The 20290-nt window shown below is 41.4% G+C and carries 18 protein-coding genes; 14 read left to right on the top strand and 4 right to left on the bottom strand.

Annotated elements, in window-relative coordinates; translation table 11 throughout:
- Positions 1–129: 129 nt before the first annotated feature.
- The 10 genes from N9I19_RS16350 (at position 130) to N9I19_RS16305 (ending at position 13503) form a co-directional block, all read left to right on the top strand.
- The gene (locus N9I19_RS16350) at positions 130–330 is read left to right on the top strand and encodes a cold-shock protein (RefSeq protein WP_034304915.1); all 201 of its coding nucleotides are present in this window, start codon (positions 130–132) and stop codon (positions 328–330) included.
- A 555-nt stretch (positions 331–885) separates the two neighbouring features.
- Positions 886–1257 (top strand): ArsR/SmtB family transcription factor, encoded by a 372-nt coding sequence (locus tag N9I19_RS16345; RefSeq protein WP_317778400.1) that lies wholly within the window; start codon positions 886–888, stop codon positions 1255–1257.
- Complete coding sequence (locus N9I19_RS16340; protein WP_317778399.1) at positions 1250–3373, top strand: heavy metal translocating P-type ATPase; 2124 nt, start codon at positions 1250–1252, stop codon at positions 3371–3373. Before N9I19_RS16345 ends, N9I19_RS16340 begins: the two co-directional genes overlap by 8 nt.
- Positions 3374–3782: 409 nt before the next feature.
- Positions 3783–5045, top strand: a complete 1263-nt coding sequence (hflX, locus tag N9I19_RS16335) for a GTPase HflX (protein WP_089363907.1) — start codon at positions 3783–3785, stop codon at positions 5043–5045.
- A gap of 693 nt (positions 5046–5738) precedes the next feature.
- Complete coding sequence (locus N9I19_RS16330) at positions 5739–7097, top strand: NAD(P)-dependent oxidoreductase (protein WP_411730456.1); 1359 nt, start codon at positions 5739–5741, stop codon at positions 7095–7097.
- Between the two features lie 27 nt (positions 7098–7124).
- On the top strand, positions 7125–8411 hold the full coding sequence (gene preA, locus N9I19_RS16325) for an NAD-dependent dihydropyrimidine dehydrogenase subunit PreA (RefSeq protein ID WP_317778397.1): 1287 nt from the start codon (positions 7125–7127) through the stop codon (positions 8409–8411).
- Between the two features lie 14 nt (positions 8412–8425).
- Positions 8426–9844 carry a dihydropyrimidinase gene (hydA, locus tag N9I19_RS16320; protein ID WP_317778396.1) on the top strand — a complete coding sequence of 473 codons (1419 nt, stop codon included), beginning with the start codon at positions 8426–8428 and terminating at the stop codon, positions 9842–9844.
- A gap of 42 nt (positions 9845–9886) precedes the next feature.
- Positions 9887–11371: an NCS1 family transporter gene (locus tag N9I19_RS16315; RefSeq protein ID WP_317778395.1), complete on the top strand. Its 1485-nt coding sequence runs from the start codon at positions 9887–9889 to the stop codon at positions 11369–11371.
- Between the two features lie 16 nt (positions 11372–11387).
- Entirely contained in the window at positions 11388–11603 is a 216-nt protein-coding gene (locus tag N9I19_RS16310) for a hypothetical protein (protein ID WP_061461137.1), read from the top strand.
- Positions 11604–11871: 268 nt separating this feature from the next.
- The gene (locus tag N9I19_RS16305; protein ID WP_317778393.1) at positions 11872–13503 is read left to right on the top strand and encodes a PucR family transcriptional regulator; all 1632 of its coding nucleotides are present in this window, start codon (positions 11872–11874) and stop codon (positions 13501–13503) included.
- Between the two features lie 119 nt (positions 13504–13622).
- Here N9I19_RS16305 and yhfH (N9I19_RS16300) read toward each other — a convergent pair whose 3' ends face one another.
- The 4 genes from yhfH (N9I19_RS16300) to N9I19_RS16285 are packed head-to-tail and all read right to left on the bottom strand — an operon-like array spanning position 13623 to position 14275.
- On the bottom strand, positions 13623–13763 hold the full coding sequence (gene yhfH, locus N9I19_RS16300) for a protein YhfH (RefSeq protein WP_284469059.1): 141 nt from the start codon (positions 13761–13763) through the stop codon (positions 13623–13625).
- Positions 13764–13791: 28 nt separating this feature from the next.
- Complete coding sequence (gene yhfH / locus N9I19_RS16295; RefSeq protein WP_081108659.1) at positions 13792–13929, bottom strand: protein YhfH; 138 nt, start codon at positions 13927–13929, stop codon at positions 13792–13794.
- A gap of 29 nt (positions 13930–13958) precedes the next feature.
- On the bottom strand, positions 13959–14096 hold the full coding sequence (gene yhfH / locus N9I19_RS16290; protein ID WP_081108660.1) for a protein YhfH: 138 nt from the start codon (positions 14094–14096) through the stop codon (positions 13959–13961).
- Positions 14097–14140: 44 nt separating this feature from the next.
- Entirely contained in the window at positions 14141–14275 is a 135-nt protein-coding gene (locus N9I19_RS16285) for a hypothetical protein (RefSeq protein ID WP_317778391.1), read from the bottom strand.
- Positions 14276–14780: 505 nt separating this feature from the next.
- Here N9I19_RS16285 and N9I19_RS16280 point away from each other — a divergent pair.
- From N9I19_RS16280 to N9I19_RS16265, 4 genes are all read left to right on the top strand, one after another.
- Positions 14781–15668 (top strand): diacylglycerol/lipid kinase family protein, encoded by an 888-nt coding sequence (locus N9I19_RS16280; RefSeq protein WP_284469057.1) that lies wholly within the window; start codon positions 14781–14783, stop codon positions 15666–15668.
- Between the two features lie 284 nt (positions 15669–15952).
- Positions 15953–17986 (top strand): Na+/H+ antiporter, encoded by a 2034-nt coding sequence (locus tag N9I19_RS16275; protein WP_317778390.1) that lies wholly within the window; start codon positions 15953–15955, stop codon positions 17984–17986.
- 118 nt (positions 17987–18104) lie between these two features.
- Positions 18105–18623 (top strand): GNAT family N-acetyltransferase, encoded by a 519-nt coding sequence (locus tag N9I19_RS16270; RefSeq protein WP_284469055.1) that lies wholly within the window; start codon positions 18105–18107, stop codon positions 18621–18623.
- Between the two features lie 185 nt (positions 18624–18808).
- Positions 18809–20194, top strand: coding sequence for a protoporphyrinogen oxidase (locus N9I19_RS16265; RefSeq protein ID WP_317778388.1), 1386 nt, complete (start codon positions 18809–18811; stop codon positions 20192–20194).
- The last annotated feature ends 96 nt before the right edge of the window (positions 20195–20290 follow it).

Raw genomic sequence — 20290 nt, 5'->3', positions numbered from 1 at the left:
TGTTATGCTTAGTCTTAATTATTTTTGTTCGGTACTAAGGATACTAAAAGTACTACTTTTCGTTTTCGATGATGACTTAGAGCAAGGATAGTAATACAATGTGCTTAAATGCACTAGGAGGCAACAACAATGGAACAAGGTAAAGTGAAATGGTTTAACGCAGAAAAAGGTTTTGGATTCATCGAACGCGAAAACGGAGACGACGTATTCGTACATTTCTCAGCTATCCAAAGCGAAGGTTTCAAATCTTTAGACGAAGGCCAAGAAGTTACTTTTGAAGTAGAACAAGGTCAACGTGGACCTCAAGCTTCTAACGTTCAAAAAGCATAATTTCAAAAACAAATAAAGACAGATCCTAGTTATAGGGTCTGTCTTTTTTGTTTTGTGAAAATATATAACAAAAAACCCTGCTCAACGATGAGCAGGGTAAATGGTACAAGTAAAGTAAAACGCTTAAAAAGGTTTGACTAAGTATATCATAGTTCTTCAAGAAAATACTAAATTAAATATATTATACTTATCAAGGTACGGATAGGGAATTACTGAAATCATTGGATTGAAGGGGCGTGAAGGACTTCTTTTCTTGTCACTGGCAGATAAAAGTTTCGGTTCACGCGATTCGAGAAGGATGGATGGGTTCCTGGAAAGAGGACAGGCGGATATTCTGGGGCCTGTCTTTTTTTGTTCAGCAACATTCCAGGGGGCGAGCAAATCGTGGATGTGAAACAAAAAAGTGATACCCACATATAAAGACATATAGGGTACTTTCACTATGCCGTTTGGAGGAAGGGGAAAGATTCTTAAACATTCCAATATGGATTTGAATATTCGGGGAATTATGTTATATTATAATCAAACGCAGATTTGAATGAGAGGTGTGAGAAGGTGACGGAACTGAAAGATGTATGTGATGTCCACCTGCATGATGAAGTGAAGGTTAATCGCATACAAGAAGAGATGAGCCAGGTGAATATATCCAGCATATCGAAGCTGTTTAAGGTGATAGGTGATGAAAATAGGGCGAAGATAGCTTATGCGCTCTGTACGGACGAAGAATTGTGTGTGTGCGATCTGGCCAATATCATTGGTGCTTCGATGGCGACAACGTCACATCATCTTCGTACACTTTATAAACATGCAATCGTAAAATACCGAAAAGAAGGAAAGTTAGCTTTTTATTCTTTGGATGATCACCATATAAAGCAATTGATTCTCATTGCATTAGAACATCAGCAGGAGGTAAAGGTCGATGGCTGAGTCCCCATTAAAAACGTATCGTATTCAGGGTCTATCCTGCACGAATTGTGCTGCTAAATTTGAAAACAATGTCCGTGATCTGGAGGGTGTGAAGGAAGCCAAAATTAACTTTGGTGCTTCAAAAATTTCTATACAGGGAAGCGCGACAATTGAAGAGATTGAAAAGGCGGGGGCATTTGATAACCTGAGAATCCGGGATGAACAGGAACAGGTGACGCAAAGGGAACCAATTTGGAAGCAAAAAGAAAATATTAAAGTGGTGTTCTCGGTTATCCTTCTGCTAATCAGTTGGATATTGGATAAGCAATATGTTGATGGAGGCACCATGCCGATAATCGGTTATGCGGCTGCAATCATAGTTGGAGGATATTCATTATTTTTCAATGGGTTGAAAAATCTTGCCAGACTTCGTTTTGATATGCACACCCTTATGACGGTTGCCATCATCGGAGCGGCCGTGCTGGGTGAATGGGGCGAGGGGGCAACTGTCGTCATTCTATTTGCAATAAGTGAAGCGCTGGAAAAATATTCAATGGATAAAGCACGTAATTCCATAGAATCCTTAATGAATATCGCACCTAAAGAAGCCTTGATCCTAAGAGGGCATCACGAAATGATGGTTGCTGTTGGTGAGATTGAAGTGGGCGATATCATGATCGTTAAACCCGGCCAAAAGATTGCCATGGATGGCAGGATCATGAAAGGGGCCTCGACACTTAATCAAGCAGCCATTACAGGGGAATCCGAGCCGGTTTTCAAAACGGTTGAGGGTGAAGTATTTTCTGGAACCTTAAATGGGGAAGGGCTGCTCGAAGTGGAGGTCACGAAGCGGGTCGAGGATACGACGATTGCAAAAATCATCCACCTTGTTGAAGAAGCACAGGCAGAAAAGGCCCCTTCCCAAGCTTTCGTGGATAAGTTCGCAAAATTTTATACGCCGGCTATTATGCTCATTGCCTTGGTCATTGCCGTGTTACCCCCGCTTGTGAACAATGGAGATTGGAGTGAATGGATTTACCGGGGATTGGCTGTACTGGTTGTCGGTTGTCCTTGTGCTTTGGTCATTTCAACGCCCATCGCCATTGTGACAGCAATAGGAAATGCTGCTAAACATGGTGTGCTGATTAAAGGCGGGGTCCATTTGGAGGAAGCAGGAGCCTTAAAGGCGATTGCGTTTGATAAAACGGGTACTTTAACAAAGGGTGTACCTGAAGTGACTGATTTCACAGTATTGTCTGATGTGTTGAATGAACAGGGCGTGCTAGCGATCGCTGCCGCTTTAGAAAGCAGATCACAGCACCCCCTTGCCACGGCCATTCTTCAAAAGGCGGAACAAAATGACGTGGACTATCATTCTTTATTGGTCGAGGATTTTACAGCAATCACCGGTAAAGGTATAAAAGGGAAAATCAATCAAGAAATCTATTACATTGGTAAACCCCATCTTCTTGAAGAAGTGGCAGGTATAGTTTTCCCTAATGATGTCCTAAAACTGATCACCGGCTTTCAAAATGCAGGGAAAACAGTGATGGTGCTAGGTGATCAAATGAAGCTCCTGGCACTCATTGCGGTGGCTGATGAAATAAGGGAAAGCAGTAAGGAAGCAATTCGGAAACTGCATGCATTGGGCATTGAAAAAACGATAATGCTGACCGGGGATAATATCGGAACAGCAAAAGTAATTGGAGCTGCAGCTGGGGTTCATGAGATTGAGGCGGAGCTATTGCCACAAGATAAACTGACCATCATCAAACGATGGAAACAAAAATATGATCGAGTGGCCATGGTGGGCGATGGTGTCAATGATGCGCCTGCCTTGGCAGCTTCCACGGTGGGGATTGCGATGGGCGGGGCAGGTACTGATACGGCCCTTGAAACAGCCGACATTGCCTTAATGGGTGATGACTTATCGAAGCTGCCTTATACAATCCGCTTAAGTCGCAAAACGTTAAAAATCATTAAGCAGAACATCACGTTTTCATTGGTGATTAAAATCCTGGCCTTATTATTGATAGCGCCGGGCTGGTTAACACTTTGGATGGCGATTTTTGCCGACATGGGTGCAACATTATTAGTTACATTGAACAGCCTAAGATTACTGAGAATAAAAGAATAAAAGAATAAAAGAATAAAAGAATAAAAGAATATGGGCTCCCTGGTGCATTTTAAGGTGCTAGGGAGCCTTTGTTATGCACTTTCCGATTGTTTCATGTGAAACTTGGAAAATATGCATCCATATTCCTTTGAAAAGTGTTAACGGTGTCCAAGGGAAATCATGTTAGTCAACCAAAGTAATAATATCAATAGGATATATAGCATGATAGGTCATATTTAGTCCTGTTATTTATAGTTGAATTTATTTATTAGTAAAAGGAATTCTAATAAGAACATTTTGCTTGGCTAAGCAATCGTTATGCAAGTGATGGTCAGTATGCTACAATGTGGCTGACTTTTAGTGCAGTATGATAGGTATGGCTATGTGTAAGGTTATAGGGAGTACGGTATGTAGGAAGGGATTTGAAAGGATGGAATTACAGCAGAGGGCAATCTTGGTTGGAGTTAATCTCAACGGTCAAAAGGATTTTGAGTATTCAATGGAAGAATTGGCCAATTTAACGGAAGCATGTGAGGTAGAGGTTGCAGGGGCCATCACACAAAATTTGCATCGGGTGAACTCATCACATTTTATCGGTACCGGGAAGATTGAGGAAGTAAAAAGTCTCGTTGAGTATAAAGAAGCTAACGTCGTCATTTTTAATGATCAGCTCTCACCTTCACAACTTCGGAACCTGGAGAGGGACATGGATTGCAAGGTGATCGATCGGACAATCTTGATTCTTGACATCTTCGCGCACCGGGCGAAAACGAAGGAAGCGCAGCTTCAGGTAGAAGTGGCAAAGCTTCAGTACATGCTCCCGCGCCTTGTTGGTTTAAGGGAGTCATTAGGGCGTCAAAGTGGTGGAGTCGGCACAAACAAAGGGGCAGGTGAAAAGCAGTTAGAGCTTGACCGTAGGAGAATCGAGGAAAATATAAGTGTTTTGAATAAAGAATTGGAAGAGCTTGTTGCGCACCGGCAAACGCAGAGAAAACAGCGGAAAAAGAATTCCATCCCTGTTGTATCCTTAGTAGGGTATACCAATGCAGGGAAATCTTCGATCATGAATGCCCTGATCGGGATGTTCCATCCAACAGCCGAGAAGCAGGTTTTGGAAAAGGATATGCTGTTCGCTACTCTTGAGACATCCGTTCGAAACATTCCGCTTCCGGATAAAAAGGAATTCTTATTGACGGACACGGTGGGCTTTGTGTCTAAATTGCCCCATCACCTTGTGAAAGCATTCCGATCCACATTAGAAGAAGTGGTAGAAGCGGATCTGTTGATCCATGTTGTCGATTTTTCCAACCCTAATCATGAGCAGCAAATAGAGATAACTGATAAGACTTTAGAAGAGATAGGCATTAAAGGGATTCCAACGGTTTTTGCCTATAATAAAGCGGACCTTACCGATTTGGAAATTCCGCAGGTGAATCGTGGATCTGTATATATGTCCGCAAAAAACAAAGTCGGCATTGAGGAATTGATCAATCAAATTCGCGGACATATTTTTGTCGACTATACTCATTGTGAAATGCTTATTCCATTTGATCAAGGACAGCTGGTTTCTTATTTCAATGAAAATGGTCATATAACGGAAACTGAATATGAGGAAAATGGATATCGAATAAAGCTTGAGTGCAAGAAAACGGATTATGAAAAATATAATCGTTACGTTATTCATCCAGAATGAACCTTCCTGTTGATAAGTTGTTAACAGCTTGTTGATAAGTGGGGAAGTAAATTTAATTATGTGGATAACTTTGGTTGTAATGCTTTTGTTCCGCAAAAATAAAGAGAATAAAGCAATATGTTATGTGCATAAGTTGTGGATAAAAATAATAAGCCCAGGAAAACTTGAATAAAGTTTCTGGGCTTTTTTTTATGTGGACAAAGTGTTGATAAATAGGTTTTTTGAGCAAATCATCAAAGAATATCAGAAAGTATGATGAATATTAAGTTTGAATGTAGAAAAATGACGATGTTTATCATTTGTTGTTAGGAAATATAACATGGATATTACAGATTGCATATCTGACAGCTGGCAATACTTTACACTTTGTATAATGTAACTTACTTTTTAACATTATAAAATAAAGAATAACTCATTTCTCAGATCAATCATCAGGATTTAAGTTTTTAAGATTAGTAGGGGGGGCTTCTTTTTATGCCGAAGGAAGGGACCAGGCGTGGCCAGTGAGAAAATAATAAAATGTACGTGAGAATTTTGGCAAGGAAACCGCCATGACTGTCTGTTGAATAAATTGATGAAAAACCATGTTGCAATCCTTAAATGTGAGGATTGTATTATTAGAGAAATGCATGCAATTCCTTCCTTTTTATTTTTCGAAAAAATAAATTTTTGGAAGGAGAATAGTAGATGAGTATGACGAGCCCGTTAAAAGGTGGCCTAGAGATTAACTTTCAGGAAGCGGAGAGGGGGCTGTCCCCAAGGGAAGCTTTGGAAGAATCGAATCGATGTTTATACTGCTATGACGCCCCATGTATCCAAGCCTGTCCGACAGGGATAGATATTCCGAGTTTTATCAAGAAGATAGCTTCAGGTAATTTTAAAGGGTCGGCCAAGACAATTATGACGGCCAATCCCGTCGGTGCCAGCTGCGCGCGGGTATGTCCGACTGAAGAGTTATGTGAGGGGGCATGTGTCCTGAACCATTCTACAAAGCCAATCATGATTGGCGATCTCCAGCGTTATTCCACAGATTGGGCCATCCAAAATAAACAAGCCCTTTTTAAGACCGGGAAGAAGAATGGCAAAAAAGTTGCCATTGTAGGAAGCGGTCCAGCGGGCTTATCTGCAGCAAGAGAATTAGCCTTGCTTGGCTACAGTGTAACCATTTTCGAAGCTGAAAAAAATCCAGGCGGATTAAATACTTACGGAATTGTATCGTTCCGTTTGCCTCAGAGCATTTCTTATTGGGAGGTCGAACAAGTAAAGAGTCTGGAGGTTGAAATTAAAACGAATACACAGGTCGGGGTTGATGTTTCCGTAAATCAGCTGACTGCCGACTATGATGCGGTCATTTTAGCTATTGGCATGTCCGCTGTTCCTAAGCTTGGAATAGAAGGAGAAGATTTGGCTGAGGTTTATGATGCAATCGATTTCGTCAAGGCAACGAAAACGGAGGGCATCACTGATAAATTCATTGGGAAGAAGATGGCGGTAATTGGGGCCGGAAATACGGCGATCGATGCCGCGACCTGTTCTGTACGCCTAGGTGCCGAGCAAGTGAGCATTATATATCGTCGTACCCAAAAGGAAATGACAGCTTATGATTTTGAATTTGAGTTTGCCAAACAAGAGGGTGTCGGGTTTCACTGGCTGACTAACCCTTCCAGAATCCTGTCGAATGAAAGCGGTCAGGTAACGGGCATCGAGTGTGTGAAAATGATGCTTAGCGAGGCTGGGGAAGATGGCCGGCGCCGTCCAGTCACAATTTCCGGATCAGAGTTCGTCATACCTGTCGATGGGGTCATTCGCGCTATAGGCCAATCGAGGTATGTAGGATTGATTGAACAGTTTGGCATACAACATGATGGTGGCGTAGTTACTTTGGAAGGTGCTTCCTACAGAACATCGAATGAAAAAGTTTTTGCGTGCGGTGATGTGATCTTCGGAAAAGGCCAAGGTGAGGCAATGGTTGTTTCAGCTGCCCAGCAAGGGAAAAAGACAGCCTATGAAATTGACTCGATTTTGATGGGTGGAGCGGTGGATATTGCTTAAATAACTATGAAAAATAGGAGGCTTATCATGGCTGATTTATCAATTGATCTTGCAGGTATTAAATCTCCCAATCCTTTTTGGCTTGCTTCAGCACCACCTACTAATTCGGGCTATCAAGTTCAGCGTGCATTTGAAGCTGGCTGGGGAGGAGCTGTATGGAAGACATTGGGTGACCCCATCCTGAATGTCTCATCACGTTTTGCAGCGGTCAGTTTTAATGGACAAAGAGTTGCCGGGTTCAACAATATAGAATTAATTACGGATAGGCCGCTTGAAGTGAATTTGAAAGAAATATATGAAACGAAGAAGAGGTTCCCTGATCATGCAATCATTGCATCAGTTATGGTGGAGCCACAACAGGACAAGTGGCATGAGATCATCAAACGCATAGAAGATGTAGGGGTCGATGGTTACGAGTTGAACTTTGGCTGCCCGCACGGTATGGCAGAGCGTGGGATGGGAGCTGCTTCGGGACAGGTTCCCGAACTTGTGGAAAAGCAAACATACTGGGCGAAGGAAGCTGCATCTAAACCTGTCATCGTCAAGCTTACACCGAATATAACCGACATTACGGTTACGGCTGAAGCGGCGGTGCGCGGCGGTGCGGATGCAATAAGTATGATCAATACGATTAACAGCTTAGCGGGAGTGGATATTCATTCATGGAATACGATTCCCCATGTAGGCGGCAAGGGGGCTCATGGAGGGTATTGTGGTCCTGCTGTGAAGCCAATCGCATTGAACATGGTGGCAGAGTGTGCAAGGAATCCAATGATTAATGTTCCCATCTCAGGAATAGGCGGCATTTCAAATTGGCAGGATACAGTGGAATTTTTACTGATGGGTTCAACCGGAGTGCAAATTTGTACGGCTGCCATGCATCACGGTTTTAGGATAGTGGAGGACATGATTGATGGCCTGTCCAATTACCTTGATGAAAAAGGGATATCGTCTGTGATGGATATTGTCGGTAAGTCTGTACCGCGCTATTCCGATTGGGGGAATTTAGATCTTAATTATAAGGTAGTTGCGCGCATTAATAATGATGTGTGCATTAACTGCAACAAATGCCATATTGCCTGTGAAGATACTTCTCATCAATGTATAGATATGTTAAAGGACACATCAGGCACCTCCTACTTGAGGGTGCGCGAAGAAGATTGCGTAGGATGTAATCTTTGCTCGATCGTATGTCCGGTCGATGGGGCAATCGATATGATTGAATTGACAAATGAATTACCGCCAATGACGTGGAATGAACGCCAATCATTACTTGGGGGCATCGGCAGTGAAAGGGTTGATTTCGTAAAATGATGGAGGGATCGAATTTGAAGAAAATCATTAAAAATGGAACGATTGCAACGGCTGCAGATACGTATCAAGCAGATATATTAATTGAAAATGAGAAGATTGCAATGATTGGCAAGGACCTGCCTGCTGAGGGGGCTGAAATCATTGATGCAAAAGGAGCTTATATTTTTCCGGGGGGCATTGACCCACATACCCATCTCGATATGCCGTTTGGCGGGACAACCACAAAGGATGATTATGAAACAGGTACGATTGCCGCTGCATATGGAGGAACGACAACGATCATCGACTTTTGTTTGACCGAAAAAGGGGTGCCGTTAAAGAAAGCGATTGAAACATGGCATGAAAAGGCAAACGAAAAGGCCGCCATAGATTATGGTTTTCATTTAATGATCAGTGAGATTAATGATGATGTATTGGCTGAGTTGCCAAGTATCATCGATAATGAAGGGATTTCCTCCTTTAAAGTGTTCATGGCCTACAAGAATGTTTTTCAAGCAGATGATGCCACACTATTCCGCACTTTGTTGCAAGCAAAGGAACTTGGGGCACTAGTCATGGTTCACGCCGAAAATGGTGATGTCATCGATTATCTCACAAAGAAGGCGCTTGCTGAAGGTAACACCGATCCAATTTACCATGCGTTAACAAGACCGCCGGAGCTTGAAGGTGAAGCAACCGGAAGGGCAGCTAAACTGACGGAAATGGCAAACGGTCAGCTCTATGTCGTTCATGTCACCTGTGAAGATGCAGTTGAAAAGATTATCGAGGCAAGAAATAAAGGGGTGGATATTTGGGGGGAGACCTGTCCGCAATATTTGGTCCTTGACCAGTCTTATCTTGAAAAGCCCCATTTCGAAGGATCTAAGTATGTATGGTCCCCGCCATTAAGGGAGAAGAAAAACCAGGAAGTGCTATGGAATGCTTTAAAAATGGGACAATTGCAAACGATCGGCTCAGATCAATGCTCTTTTGATTTTAAGGGTCAGAAGGACCTTGGACGTGAAGATTTCACGAAAATACCAAACGGCGGCCCAACGATTGAGGACCGCATGAGTATCCTCTTTTCTGAAGGGGTCATGAAAGAGCGCATTACCTTGAATCAATTCGTCGACATGACCTCTACGCGTGCTGCTAAACTATTTGGATTATTCCCTAAGAAAGGGACGATTGCAGTAGGCTCGGATGCTGATATTGTCATTTTTGACCCGAAAGTTGAAAGGAGCATTTCTGCAGATACTCATCACATGGCTGTGGATTATAATGCGTTTGAAGGTATGGAAATTACAGGTGAACCGGTTTCCGTCCTATCCAGAGGTCAATTCGTCATTAAAGACAAACAATTTGTAGGCGAAGCTGGAAAAGGGCAATTCTTGAAACGGGCAAAATATAATGCGGCGCTGAAGCAGGATACAGGGAAAAAGCTTTCAGTCTAACTTCGGTAAGGAATCTTGCAAATTAATATAGGGGGATTTTATATGAGTGAGAAGAAAGATTATTTAAAGTCTCCCGATTTGCTGCCTATACCTCATAGTGAGAAAAACATAAGTGCAGCCGGATTTGGTTTCATTTGGGTGGGCATGGCTGTAGTATTGGCTGCCTTCGCGATTGGCGGGAATGGTGTTCAAAGTTTATCCTTAGGCTGGGTCGTTCTTGCAACGGTCATTGCCTGTGTGGTTCTCGGATTTTTGATGACAATGACAGGGGATATTGGTGTTGAACATGGAATATCATTCCCAGTCTATATGAGGGCGCCGTTCGGTACGATAGGAACCCATATCCCTTCGGTTGTACGGGGGTTTGTAGCTTCATGCTGGTTTGGTCTTAATACTTACTTTGGAGCTACTGCAATGAATGCTATCTTTACAACCCTTTTTGATTTTGATAATTGGTTTACCTGCTTCCTCATTTTTGCCGTTTTACAATTGGTCAACACGGCAATGGGAATAAAATCGATAGAACGTTTTGCCGACTTGGCAGCGCCTGTTATCATTTTAATTTCTGGCTGGATGTATTTTACCCTTTCCGATAAAGCTGTGGCCCAAGGAAGAGATGTATGGTCCTGGATTGAAAGTCCAGTCACTGGCGGGGCTGCCGCTACGGCTTTCATGGTCGTCATTATGGCAAATATGGGATTTTGGGGCACATTGACTGCAGATATGCCGACCCTCTCCCGCTATATAAAAGCACCAAAAAATGAAAAAAATTGGTTCAAGCGCAATAAGGGGCAGATAATTGGGAATATTATCACCTATCCCATCACTCAGACGTTCATGGTCATTATCGGTGCGGTTTCCTATATGGCTGTTTCCAATTATGATCCCGTAGTTGCTATACAGGGATCAGCAAGTGGGATTGCTCTCGGCGTCCTTTTAATCATGATCGTATTTGCTCAATGGTCGACGAATACTACGGCCAATGTTATTCCCGCAGCTACCATTTTCTCCAATATCCTGGGTCCTAAATTGCCATTTTGGACGGGAGTCGTTGTAGCGGGGGTTATTGGGATAGTGGTTCAGCCATGGAGCCTGTTCGGCATAATAATAGAAGTTTTATTAATAATAGGTGGAATCCTGGCATCCATTGTCGGCATCCTGGTAGCAGATTATTATTTTCTCCGTAAACGGCGGGTTAATGTACAAGAACTCTATGAGAGTGAAGGCCAGTATAAATACTTGAATGGAGTGAATTGGGCAGGAATCATTTCTTGGGTGATTGGAGGAATTGGTGCAACGGTTTTTTCGAATTATTCGTTTATTATTGGCTTTGTTCTTGGCAGTGCAAGTTATTATATATTGGCTAAGTATTGGTGGTTCAAGAAATATGAACAGGCTGAAATCATTGATCCCAGCGATGAGAAATATTTGGGTATTTCCGTCGGAAGGGATTGGAAAATCGAAAAGGGTCTAGAGCTAGAAGAAGAGACGGTTTTTACGGTTTCAGCTGGCAAGGAGAACCTATAAAAAAGGGGGAATGGGAATGTCCGAATATCAAGACTATCGCTTAGAAAGGGAACAAATCGATTATTTACTTGAAAAAGGATATCGAATCACCCGGGTTTCAGAAAATTTAAGCGGAGCTTTTCTCGATTTTGAACTGATTGAAGGAACGAAGCAGGAATGGAAGCAATTGAACATTAAAACCCCGGAAGGAAGAAAATATTTCTCTACGTTGCTTTACAAGAAGTTAAATTAAAATTAGTTATGGACCGGGCCTACTCCTCATGAATGGGTCCTTTTTCTTGTGCATGTTTAGATTTTAACATTCTAAGGGAAAACGATAGATGCTGAAAGTGAATGAACAGGTAATCTATGAGTTTTTGTTTTCCCGGCAGCCTTGTGAGTGGAAAGGGTCGAATTTTTTGTAGAATTTTGACGTTAGATTTTCTAACAAGTGTCTGGAGATTTAAGGATTGTCCGTTTATAATAGATTTTAAAGCAGTTTTATAAAAGGATGTGGATGGATGAATACGTCGATTACAATCGAGCAAATTCTAACACGCAAGCATTTTAATCTGACGGATATAATTGCAGGTAGCAGTGGGATAAAGCGTCAAGTGAAGTGGGTCCACTGCATGGAAGTCACTCAAATCAGCCATTTGTTAAATGGAAATGAACTGATTCTGACTACCGGTTTAGGGTGGAAAGATTGCGATGAAACATTTCTATCCTACTTAAAACAGTTAATTGAATGCAATGCAGCTGGACTCTGTATAGAGATTGGCGCCAACACCATGGCAGTGCCGCAATGTGCCATTGATCTAGCGAATGAACAGCAATTCCCTATCATCCTATTTCATGAGGAAGTCCCTTTCGTAGAAATCACTCAGGATATTCATTCCCTTATCATTAATAAACAATATCAAATGATCTCCAACTTAGAAAACTACTCCCAGCAGTTAAATAAAAATCTCCTCGAAATTGACCATTATGAACCAATTCTAAAATTTCTCCACAGCTATTTAAATGTACAGGTTATTCTTATCTTTAATGAAAACGATATAGCCAGCATTCCCAAAACGAAGAAAAAAATAACTTATCAAATGGTATCGGACATATACGAAGAATCGAAATTCGATAAAACCATTCATAGACAGACAATTCAAGTGCTCGGTGAAAATTATGCGGAACTGCTCATTTGCAGCAACGACAGAGAGTTGACGGACTTTGATTCACTGATTGTGGATCGAACGGCTACCGCTTTGACACAGCATCTATTAAGGGAGTTATATATTGAAGAAAAGAAAATGTCGGAAGAGAGTAAATGGCTTACAAATTGGATTGAAGGTGAGTATAGTGACGAAGCAATCCGGGAGAGGCTTTCCTATATTGATCCGAAAATGCAGTTGGATGGCGGAATTGTTTGCATTTGCAAACAACACCCAAGGTATAATAGAAGTTCTGCAAAATTAGATGGAACCTATTTTAAGATAATGTTTAAGACAGTTTTTGAACAGTACGGCTTTCAGATATTTTCTATGGAAATTAATCAGCATCTAGTTTTTATTTTAGGTGATAATCGTTCATCTGAAGATTGGAAATCAAGGGTGACAAGCGCAGTGGATCGAATCATGAAAATGGATGTTAGCGGGCGCAATCGAATGGGTTTGCTCTCCATTGGTTTTGGAAAGCATGTTCGAGGGTTAAGCGAGATTTATAAAAGTTATGAAACGGCCCGTGAGACTCTGCTGCTTCAGGATACATTACCAGAGGATAACAGGAGCTTCTTTTATCAGGATTTACATATGCATCGCATGATTTCGCTCATAAATAAACATGGTAATCTGGAGGAAACGGTGCACGAATATTTAGGTCCTGTCATTGAATACGACAAGCAAAACAATGGTGAGTTAATGCCTACCCTGAAGACCTATCTTGCTTGTAACGGTTCTAAACAGGAAACCTCAAAACAACTATTCATTGTCCGGCAAACGCTATACCATAGGCTTGAAAAATTAGAAAAACTGTTAGGTTCGGATTTTATGCGTTCAGATAAGCGTCTAGGACTTGAATTCATGATTTTTGCATTGGACTTCTTACAGTACAGCAGCAGGAAAGTCAGTGGAAAATATGTAGATAAATATATCGGGAAGTAAAAAATAGTACGAATGAAGGGTGTCCCGAGGACATCCTTTTTTGAATGTAGAAAGGGAAGCTAATACAAGGTTAATGCTGACATCAAACCTATAGAGCTTCTTGATGTCAGCATCTTTTATTAATATTCATTTTTTTTGGAAAGGCAGTGGTCACATTCCAAGAGGTAGGATTCAGCTTGTTCAGTAATAGGAGTACCGCATTCCGTACATTGTTTAGGTGGCAGTGTCCTGAAGAATTCCAATGGGTTTTTAGTTTGCATGATGATTCCTCCTTATGATTTGGTTTAGTTATTCTTCGCGTTTGGAAAGGCAGTGGTCACATTCCAAGAGGTAGGATTCAGCTTGTTCAGTGATATGGGTTCCGCACTCTGTACATTGTTTAGGCGGAAGTGTCCTGAAGAATTCCAATGGGTTTTTAGTTTGCATGATGGTTCCTCCTTTTTGATTTGGATTAATTAGTCTTCACGTTTGGAAAGGCAGCGGTCACATTCCATTAAGTAGGATTCAGCTTGTTCAATAATATGGTCACCGCACTCGGGACAATGTTTAGCAGGGATATTGTTAAAAAATTCAATGGATTTTTTCATTTGCATGATGATTTCCTCCTTTATAATGTTTTATTATTTTTTCGATCGATTTATTCCTCACGTTTGGAAAGGCAGCGATCGCACTCCAACAGATAGGAATCTGAGTGATCCACATGTGTTTCACCACATTCTGGGCAATGTATAAACGTATCGATTATGAATGTATCCGATTGATTTGCTTGCATGGCTCGCACCCTCCTTGTAGTACAGTTATTGTTGTTTGTTTGTTGTTATAATACAGTATATACCCGAATTTGGAAAATGTATAGGTATTTAACAGAAAATTTGAAATTTATTTCAAAAAGAGTCTGAAAACCTTATAGATAGGGAGTTTTTTTAAAACCATTTTTTGTATTTCTTTTCACGGCAGCTTGGAAAATGAAGAAAAAATGGGTTTTATAAAGGGGGAAAAACAAAGGGGGGCGAAAGGGACAGACAATTTTCAGTTGATTAGAATAGGTATTACTGTAACAGAAGAGGAACAGGAGGTTCAGGGGTGATGATTACCTGTTTCACAGTCCATGAACATATAAGAGCTGTTCAAAATGTCAGCAAACCGTCAAGCGGCAGCAATTATGAAAGTTCCTGCCAAACTTCTTTATTCAACAATCGGAAAAATTGTCCGTGTGGTTTTATTACTTCAGTAAAGAGGTAACTTGCTAGTAGATATACAATAAAGGGAGGTAGCATATGTCGAAAGTGATGATTATCATAAATCCATCTTCAGGTAGGGAAAAGGCAGGAAAGATTTTGCCGAAAGCGGAAAAGGCACTTGGTGATATATATGATGAGGTGTCCGTCCGTCAAACCGAAGGAGAGGGGGATGCTACGGATTTTGCCAAGGAGGCCTGTGAAGAGAGGTTCGATGCTGTCATTTCCATGGGTGGGGATGGAACGGTGAACGAGATAGTGAATGGGTTGGGCGAGCAGCAGCATCGGCCAATTTTCGGAATCATCCCACTAGGAACCGTTAATGATTTCGCTAGATCTTTGGGCATACCCTTGAATCCCAATACGGCCATTGAGATATTAAAGGATATGCATATTAAGGAATCGGACATAGGGAAGATCAATGACCGTTATTTCATGAATGTGTTGGCAGTAGGGGCGATCGCTGAGGCCACCTATAATGTATCCGTAGACCAAAAAACCCGTCTGGGGTCTTTTGCATATTTCATTGAAGGAGCAAAAGCGATGATTAAAAAGAATCCGTTTCCTTTAACTGTTGAACATGATCAGGGAAGGTGGATGGGTGAGGCTCATTTACTGATTGCAACAATGACTAACTCTGTCGGCGGTTTCGAACAACTTGCACCCGAGGCGGAAGTGAATGATGGAAAGCTGCACACATTCATCATTAAGGATTTATCACTTCCTTTTATCGTCAAGATCATTCCCAGTTTAATGAAAGGAGAGATCAAGGGACATGACGAAATTGAATATATTCAAACATCCAAGCTCAATTTATCCACAACAGACGAACTTGCAGTCAATATCGATGGAGATGAAGGCTTTCTCCTTCCATTTCAATCAAATGTACTGCATAAACACCTTCGTCTCTTTGTCCCGGGGAACTAAATGGTGTTTTAACATAAAGCAGTGCCGACTTGTTCTGTGGGTTAGTCTTTTCACAAAATGCTGATTAGGGTAAGCCAATCAGCTTTTTCCTTTGAAATCCGATGCTGATTTGATTCGATTTTATATTCATTCAATCACCTCAATTTTCATGGTGATCCATCACGCAACAGGTATCATTATTCTGGAGTATTCTAGGTTAGAATAGTAAATGCATGAATGAATGAGTCTGAATATGTTACGATTATAGTTATGAAAATAGATGAGAGAGGAAGTTTGATGTTTGAATGGAGTTTTTTCTTGTTATATTAGCCCTTCTTATATTGATTGGAGTGTCTAATATAATTAACCACTTTATACCCTTTATACCTGTACCATTAATACAAATAGCACTGGGTGTGATATTGGCACTTTTACCCCTGGGTATGCATATTGAGATGGAGACAGAATTGTTTTTACTGTTATTCATCGCCCCTCTTTTATTCAATGATGGTAAAAATGTACCCCGCACTGCACTTTGGAAGTTGAGAGCACCCATTCTCATGCTTGCACTAGGCCTGGTATTCATAACGGTTTGGGCAGGCGGGTATTTAATTAATTGGATGATTCCTTCGATTCCATTGCCAGCAGCATTCGCCTTAGCAGCCATTTTGTCCCCTACAGATGTAGTGGCAGTAAGCGCTTTGGCGAGTCGAGTTAAGTTACCTAAGAGCATCATGCACCTTCTTGAAGGAGAAGGGCTCATGAATGATGCCTCAGGTCTAGTTGCCTTTAAATTTGCCGTTGCAGCTACAGTCACTGGTGTTTTCTCATTAGTGGATGCAACGTTCAGTTTTATATGGATTTCGATTGGTGGTTTTGTAGGAGGAGCAATTGTTGCCTTCATCATTATCAGGCTCCGTGTATTTCTTCGCCGTTTAGGAATGGAAGATGTTACGATGCACATGTTAATCCAGATCCTGACTCCTTTTATTATTTTCCTCTCTGTGGAACATTTCCACCTTTCTGGGATTTTAGCGGTCGTGGCTGGGGGGATTGTCCATGCCATTGAACGAGATCGGGAAATATCACCAACTGTAGAACTTCAGGTCGTTTCAAAGAGTACATGGTCCGTCATTTTATATGTATTGAATGGTCTTGTATTCGTTTTGCTAGGTTTGCAAATTCCAAGCGTTGCGAAAATTATCTTTCAAGATCCAGTCTTCAATAATGGGCAAGTGATCCTATATATCGTGGTCATTACACTTTTCCTCTTTGCTTTACGATTCATTTGGCTTACTGCTGCCTGGTCGATTGGCTGGATGACGAAAAAAGCAGGCGCCCAAAAACCAGACTTCAAAGCAGCTGGAATCATTACCATTTCCGGTGTTCGCGGAGCTGTAACGTTAGCGGGTTCGTTCTCGATTCCGTATGTGTTGGCAGATGGAAGTCCTTTTCCGGAGCGTTCGTTAATCATCTTCATTGCAGCAGGTGTCATATTGCTGACTTTGATCGTTGCCAGTGTTTTTCTGCCAATCATAGCACGGGCAGAAGAAGAGGAAATCGTGGATAAGCAGGCTGATAAAACGAAAGCGGCTGCCATTCACACACATCAAGCGGCGATTAAAGTTATAGAATCCCAAATGACAGATGAAAACCGGGAAGCGGCTTTATCGATCATTTCGAGGTACTGTACCAAGATCAATGCACTGTCCTATGTAGAACAGGAGAAAGAGCCAGCTGCATTAAGGGAAGAAGAAAAGGGTCTTCGCTTTAAAGCCCTTGAAGCAGAGCAAAGATTTCTTGATAAACTTATTAAGGATGAGAAAGTGGACCGGGAAACGGCATTTATATGCAAAGAATATATCCAGCGTATGGAAGGCGCGGTTACAAACCGGATGAAATTCCGTTTTTTCAGGTCCGTAACGCTTTTCAGAAGAAGTATGCTGAGGGTTTTTAAATTATTTTTCCCTAATAAAAGTGAAATAAGAAGGATCAATATAGAGAGATTGGAAAAGGTGAGAGACCTTAAAATCAGGATGTATAAAGCTGCCATCCAAGAGATACAAGCGGGTATCACTTCTGAAAATCATGAGACGTCTTCAATGATCATAGAAGAGTATAAAGTGTTGATATTAAAATGCAAACGTGAAAATAGAGGCCGTATCCCTAGTAAAATGGTCGATTATGAAAGGGAGCTATTCTATAAAGCGATCCAGGCAGAACGGGACGAAGTGCAGGATATGTTTGAAAAACGACAAATTTCCCGCGAGGTTGCCAATATACTCCGCCAGCAAATCAATTTACGAGAAGCACTGACAATCAATGAAAGCACCCATTGATTATTTTAAAGAGCGCTGCCGATATATTCGGCAGTGCTTCTTTCATTTAGTGGAGGGATTTTAGGGTGACGCGTCGAATCATTGAGGTATCCAATAATTGATGAAAGCGGTGTGCCAAATGAAACAGGACAAGGAAATCGAGATCATCACCTTAACGCATTATTTACCGGAACATCATCACCAGCTGTCACAGTTTTATTTACCGGATACACAAACCCCTTTTTCGGCTCTGCCGGAAGAGTCACTGAAATATTGCCGAAAAGATGTTGACAGACACCCTTTCGTTATTTTGGCTGCGGGTATTCCGGTCGGTTTTTTCGTTTTACACATTGGGGAGAACATCAGCCCTTTCACCAGCAATAAAAAAGCGATATTACTCCGTGGATTTCTTGTTGATCAAAAGCATCAAGGGAAACGGATTGCGAAGAAAGCCTTGCAAATCCTTCCGGAATTCGCAAAAGGGATTTTTCCAAACAAGGATTCGATTGTACTGGCAGTGGACGTCAAGAATATGATTGCCAAAACTCTTTATACGAAATCGGGGTATCAGGATACAGGAATTCATAAAGAAGGCAGAAGCGGGTTGATGGAGATAATGGAATATAGATTAAATCATATGAACATGGATATGGAATAAGGAAATGAGATACGAGTATCGATATGAGGGCATTTAGACTTTTCGAATGAGAGAAGGTCTTTTTTTGTCCAATTTGTTACAGGTTTCATTACGAAACTAATGAATTAAAGGGTCGCTTTTAATAATGCTGCTGCCTTATGGTACACTTTACTTAATGTAAATTTCGTTAATCGAGGTGTATTCTAATGAAAACGGTCGTAGTAGTAGGTGGAGGCATTACGGGTTTATCAACCATGTATTATTTACAAAAAGCTGCTAAAGCGAACAGTCTCTCCGTACGATTAATATTAATAGAAGGAAATGAGAAACTAGGCGGTAAAATCAGGACAGTGCATGATGGTCCATTTAAAATCGAAGCGGGTGCCGATTCGATTGTCGCCAGGAAACAAAATATAAAACCATTTCTTAAAGAATTGAACCTAGAAGATCAAGTTGTCTATAATGCGACGGGAAAATCATTTATCCATACCGATGGCGTGCTGAAGGGAATTCCTGAAGATGCCCTATTCGGAATTCCAATGAGCCTGGAGTCCCTGGCGAAAAGTGATCTGGTTTCTGCACAAGGAAAGGTCGATGCCTTAAAGGATTTCTATACAAAGAATGAGACGTTTACGAAAAACGACTCAATCGGTTTATTTCTTGAAAGTTTCTTAGGTAAGGAATTGGTGCAAAAACAGATATCACCTGTCCTATCTGGTGTTTATTCAGGAAAATTAAATGAATTGACCATTGCTAAAACACTGCCGGAGATGCTGGATTATAAAAATGAATATGGCAGTATCATACGCGGTCTATCGGAAAATAAGCAGAAATATCAAAGCAAGGGAAATAAGAAGTTCCTTTCGTTTAAAAATGGCTTATCGGTATTGATTGAACGTATTGAGGAAAGCCTCGATATGGTGGAAATTATAAAAGGGGTCAAGGCAGAAAAAATCAGAAAGAATGATGAGAGGTATATCATTTCATTGGCAAACGGTGAATCGCTGGAAACGGACTTCATTGTATTGAGTACACCGCATACCGCTGCCCAGAAATTATTGGGTGATCGGGAGTTGGATGAAGACTTCGACGGCTTAGTCAATAGTTCGATGATAAGCGTTTACCTTGGATTTGATATCCCGGACAGCATGCTTCCTAATGATGGGGCAGGTTTCATTGCAGGTGATAATAGTGATTTGATCTGCAATGCATGTACGTGGACGAGCCGGAAATGGGAGCATACTTCTGAAAACAGTCAGCTTTTGGTAAGGCTTTTTTATAAAAGCTCTAGTCCGGACTATGAACGCTTACGGTCCCTTACAAATCAGGAATTAATCCAGGTGGCTTTACGAGACATTAAAAGCAGTTTAAGTATTTCTGGGACTCCAATTACAAGTGAAGTGACGAAATGGCATGAAGATATGCCGAACTACCATATTAAACATCCTCAAATCGTTCAATCACTGGAGGCGAAAATCTCCGAGAATTATCCGAATGTTTTACTTGCGGGATGTTCATACAATGGTGTCGGAATACCGGACTGTATTGCAGATGGTGAAAAGAAAGCCCAAGAGATTTGTCTGAAGTTGTAAAAGGGGGACTGCCATGTGGGAGGGCACTGAAAAAGTCCCTTCGGGCCAATAGAGGTAGATTTTCTCAGTTTATTCTGAGGAAATCTACCTTTTTTT

The sequence above is a fragment of the Peribacillus sp. CSMR9 genome, from assembly GCF_033141925.1.
Lineage (GTDB): Bacteria > Bacillota > Bacilli > Bacillales > DSM-1321 > Peribacillus > Peribacillus simplex_A.
This window is presented reverse-complemented; position numbering and strand designations above follow the sequence as displayed.

Bases quoted from the DNA above. Each gene is read 5' to 3' on its own strand.
- N9I19_RS16285 (WP_317778391.1), bottom strand. From the start codon at position 14,275: ATGCAAGCAAATCAATCGGATACATTCATAATCGATACGTTTATACAT.
- N9I19_RS16340 (WP_317778399.1), top strand. From the start codon at position 1,250: ATGGCTGAGTCCCCATTAAAAACGTATCGTATTCAGGGTCTATCCTGC.
- N9I19_RS16270 (WP_284469055.1), top strand. From the start codon at position 18,105: ATGAAACAGGACAAGGAAATCGAGATCATCACCTTAACGCATTATTTA.
- N9I19_RS16280 (WP_284469057.1), top strand. From the start codon at position 14,781: ATGTCGAAAGTGATGATTATCATAAATCCATCTTCAGGTAGGGAAAAG.
- yhfH (WP_081108660.1), bottom strand. From the start codon at position 14,096: ATGCAAATGAAAAAATCCATTGAATTTTTTAACAATATCCCTGCTAAA.
- N9I19_RS16275 (WP_317778390.1), top strand. From the start codon at position 15,953: ATGGAGTTTTTTCTTGTTATATTAGCCCTTCTTATATTGATTGGAGTG.
- hflX (WP_089363907.1), top strand. From the start codon at position 3,783: ATGGAATTACAGCAGAGGGCAATCTTGGTTGGAGTTAATCTCAACGGT.
- N9I19_RS16350 (WP_034304915.1), top strand. From the start codon at position 130: ATGGAACAAGGTAAAGTGAAATGGTTTAACGCAGAAAAAGGTTTTGGA.
- N9I19_RS16315 (WP_317778395.1), top strand. From the start codon at position 9,887: ATGAGTGAGAAGAAAGATTATTTAAAGTCTCCCGATTTGCTGCCTATA.
- yhfH (WP_284469059.1), bottom strand. From the start codon at position 13,763: ATGCAAACTAAAAACCCATTGGAATTCTTCAGGACACTGCCACCTAAA.
- N9I19_RS16310 (WP_061461137.1), top strand. From the start codon at position 11,388: ATGTCCGAATATCAAGACTATCGCTTAGAAAGGGAACAAATCGATTAT.
- preA (WP_317778397.1), top strand. From the start codon at position 7,125: ATGGCTGATTTATCAATTGATCTTGCAGGTATTAAATCTCCCAATCCT.
- N9I19_RS16265 (WP_317778388.1), top strand. From the start codon at position 18,809: ATGAAAACGGTCGTAGTAGTAGGTGGAGGCATTACGGGTTTATCAACC.
- N9I19_RS16305 (WP_317778393.1), top strand. From the start codon at position 11,872: ATGAATACGTCGATTACAATCGAGCAAATTCTAACACGCAAGCATTTT.
- yhfH (WP_081108659.1), bottom strand. From the start codon at position 13,929: ATGCAAACTAAAAACCCATTGGAATTCTTCAGGACACTTCCGCCTAAA.
- N9I19_RS16330 (WP_411730456.1), top strand. From the start codon at position 5,739: ATGACGAGCCCGTTAAAAGGTGGCCTAGAGATTAACTTTCAGGAAGCG.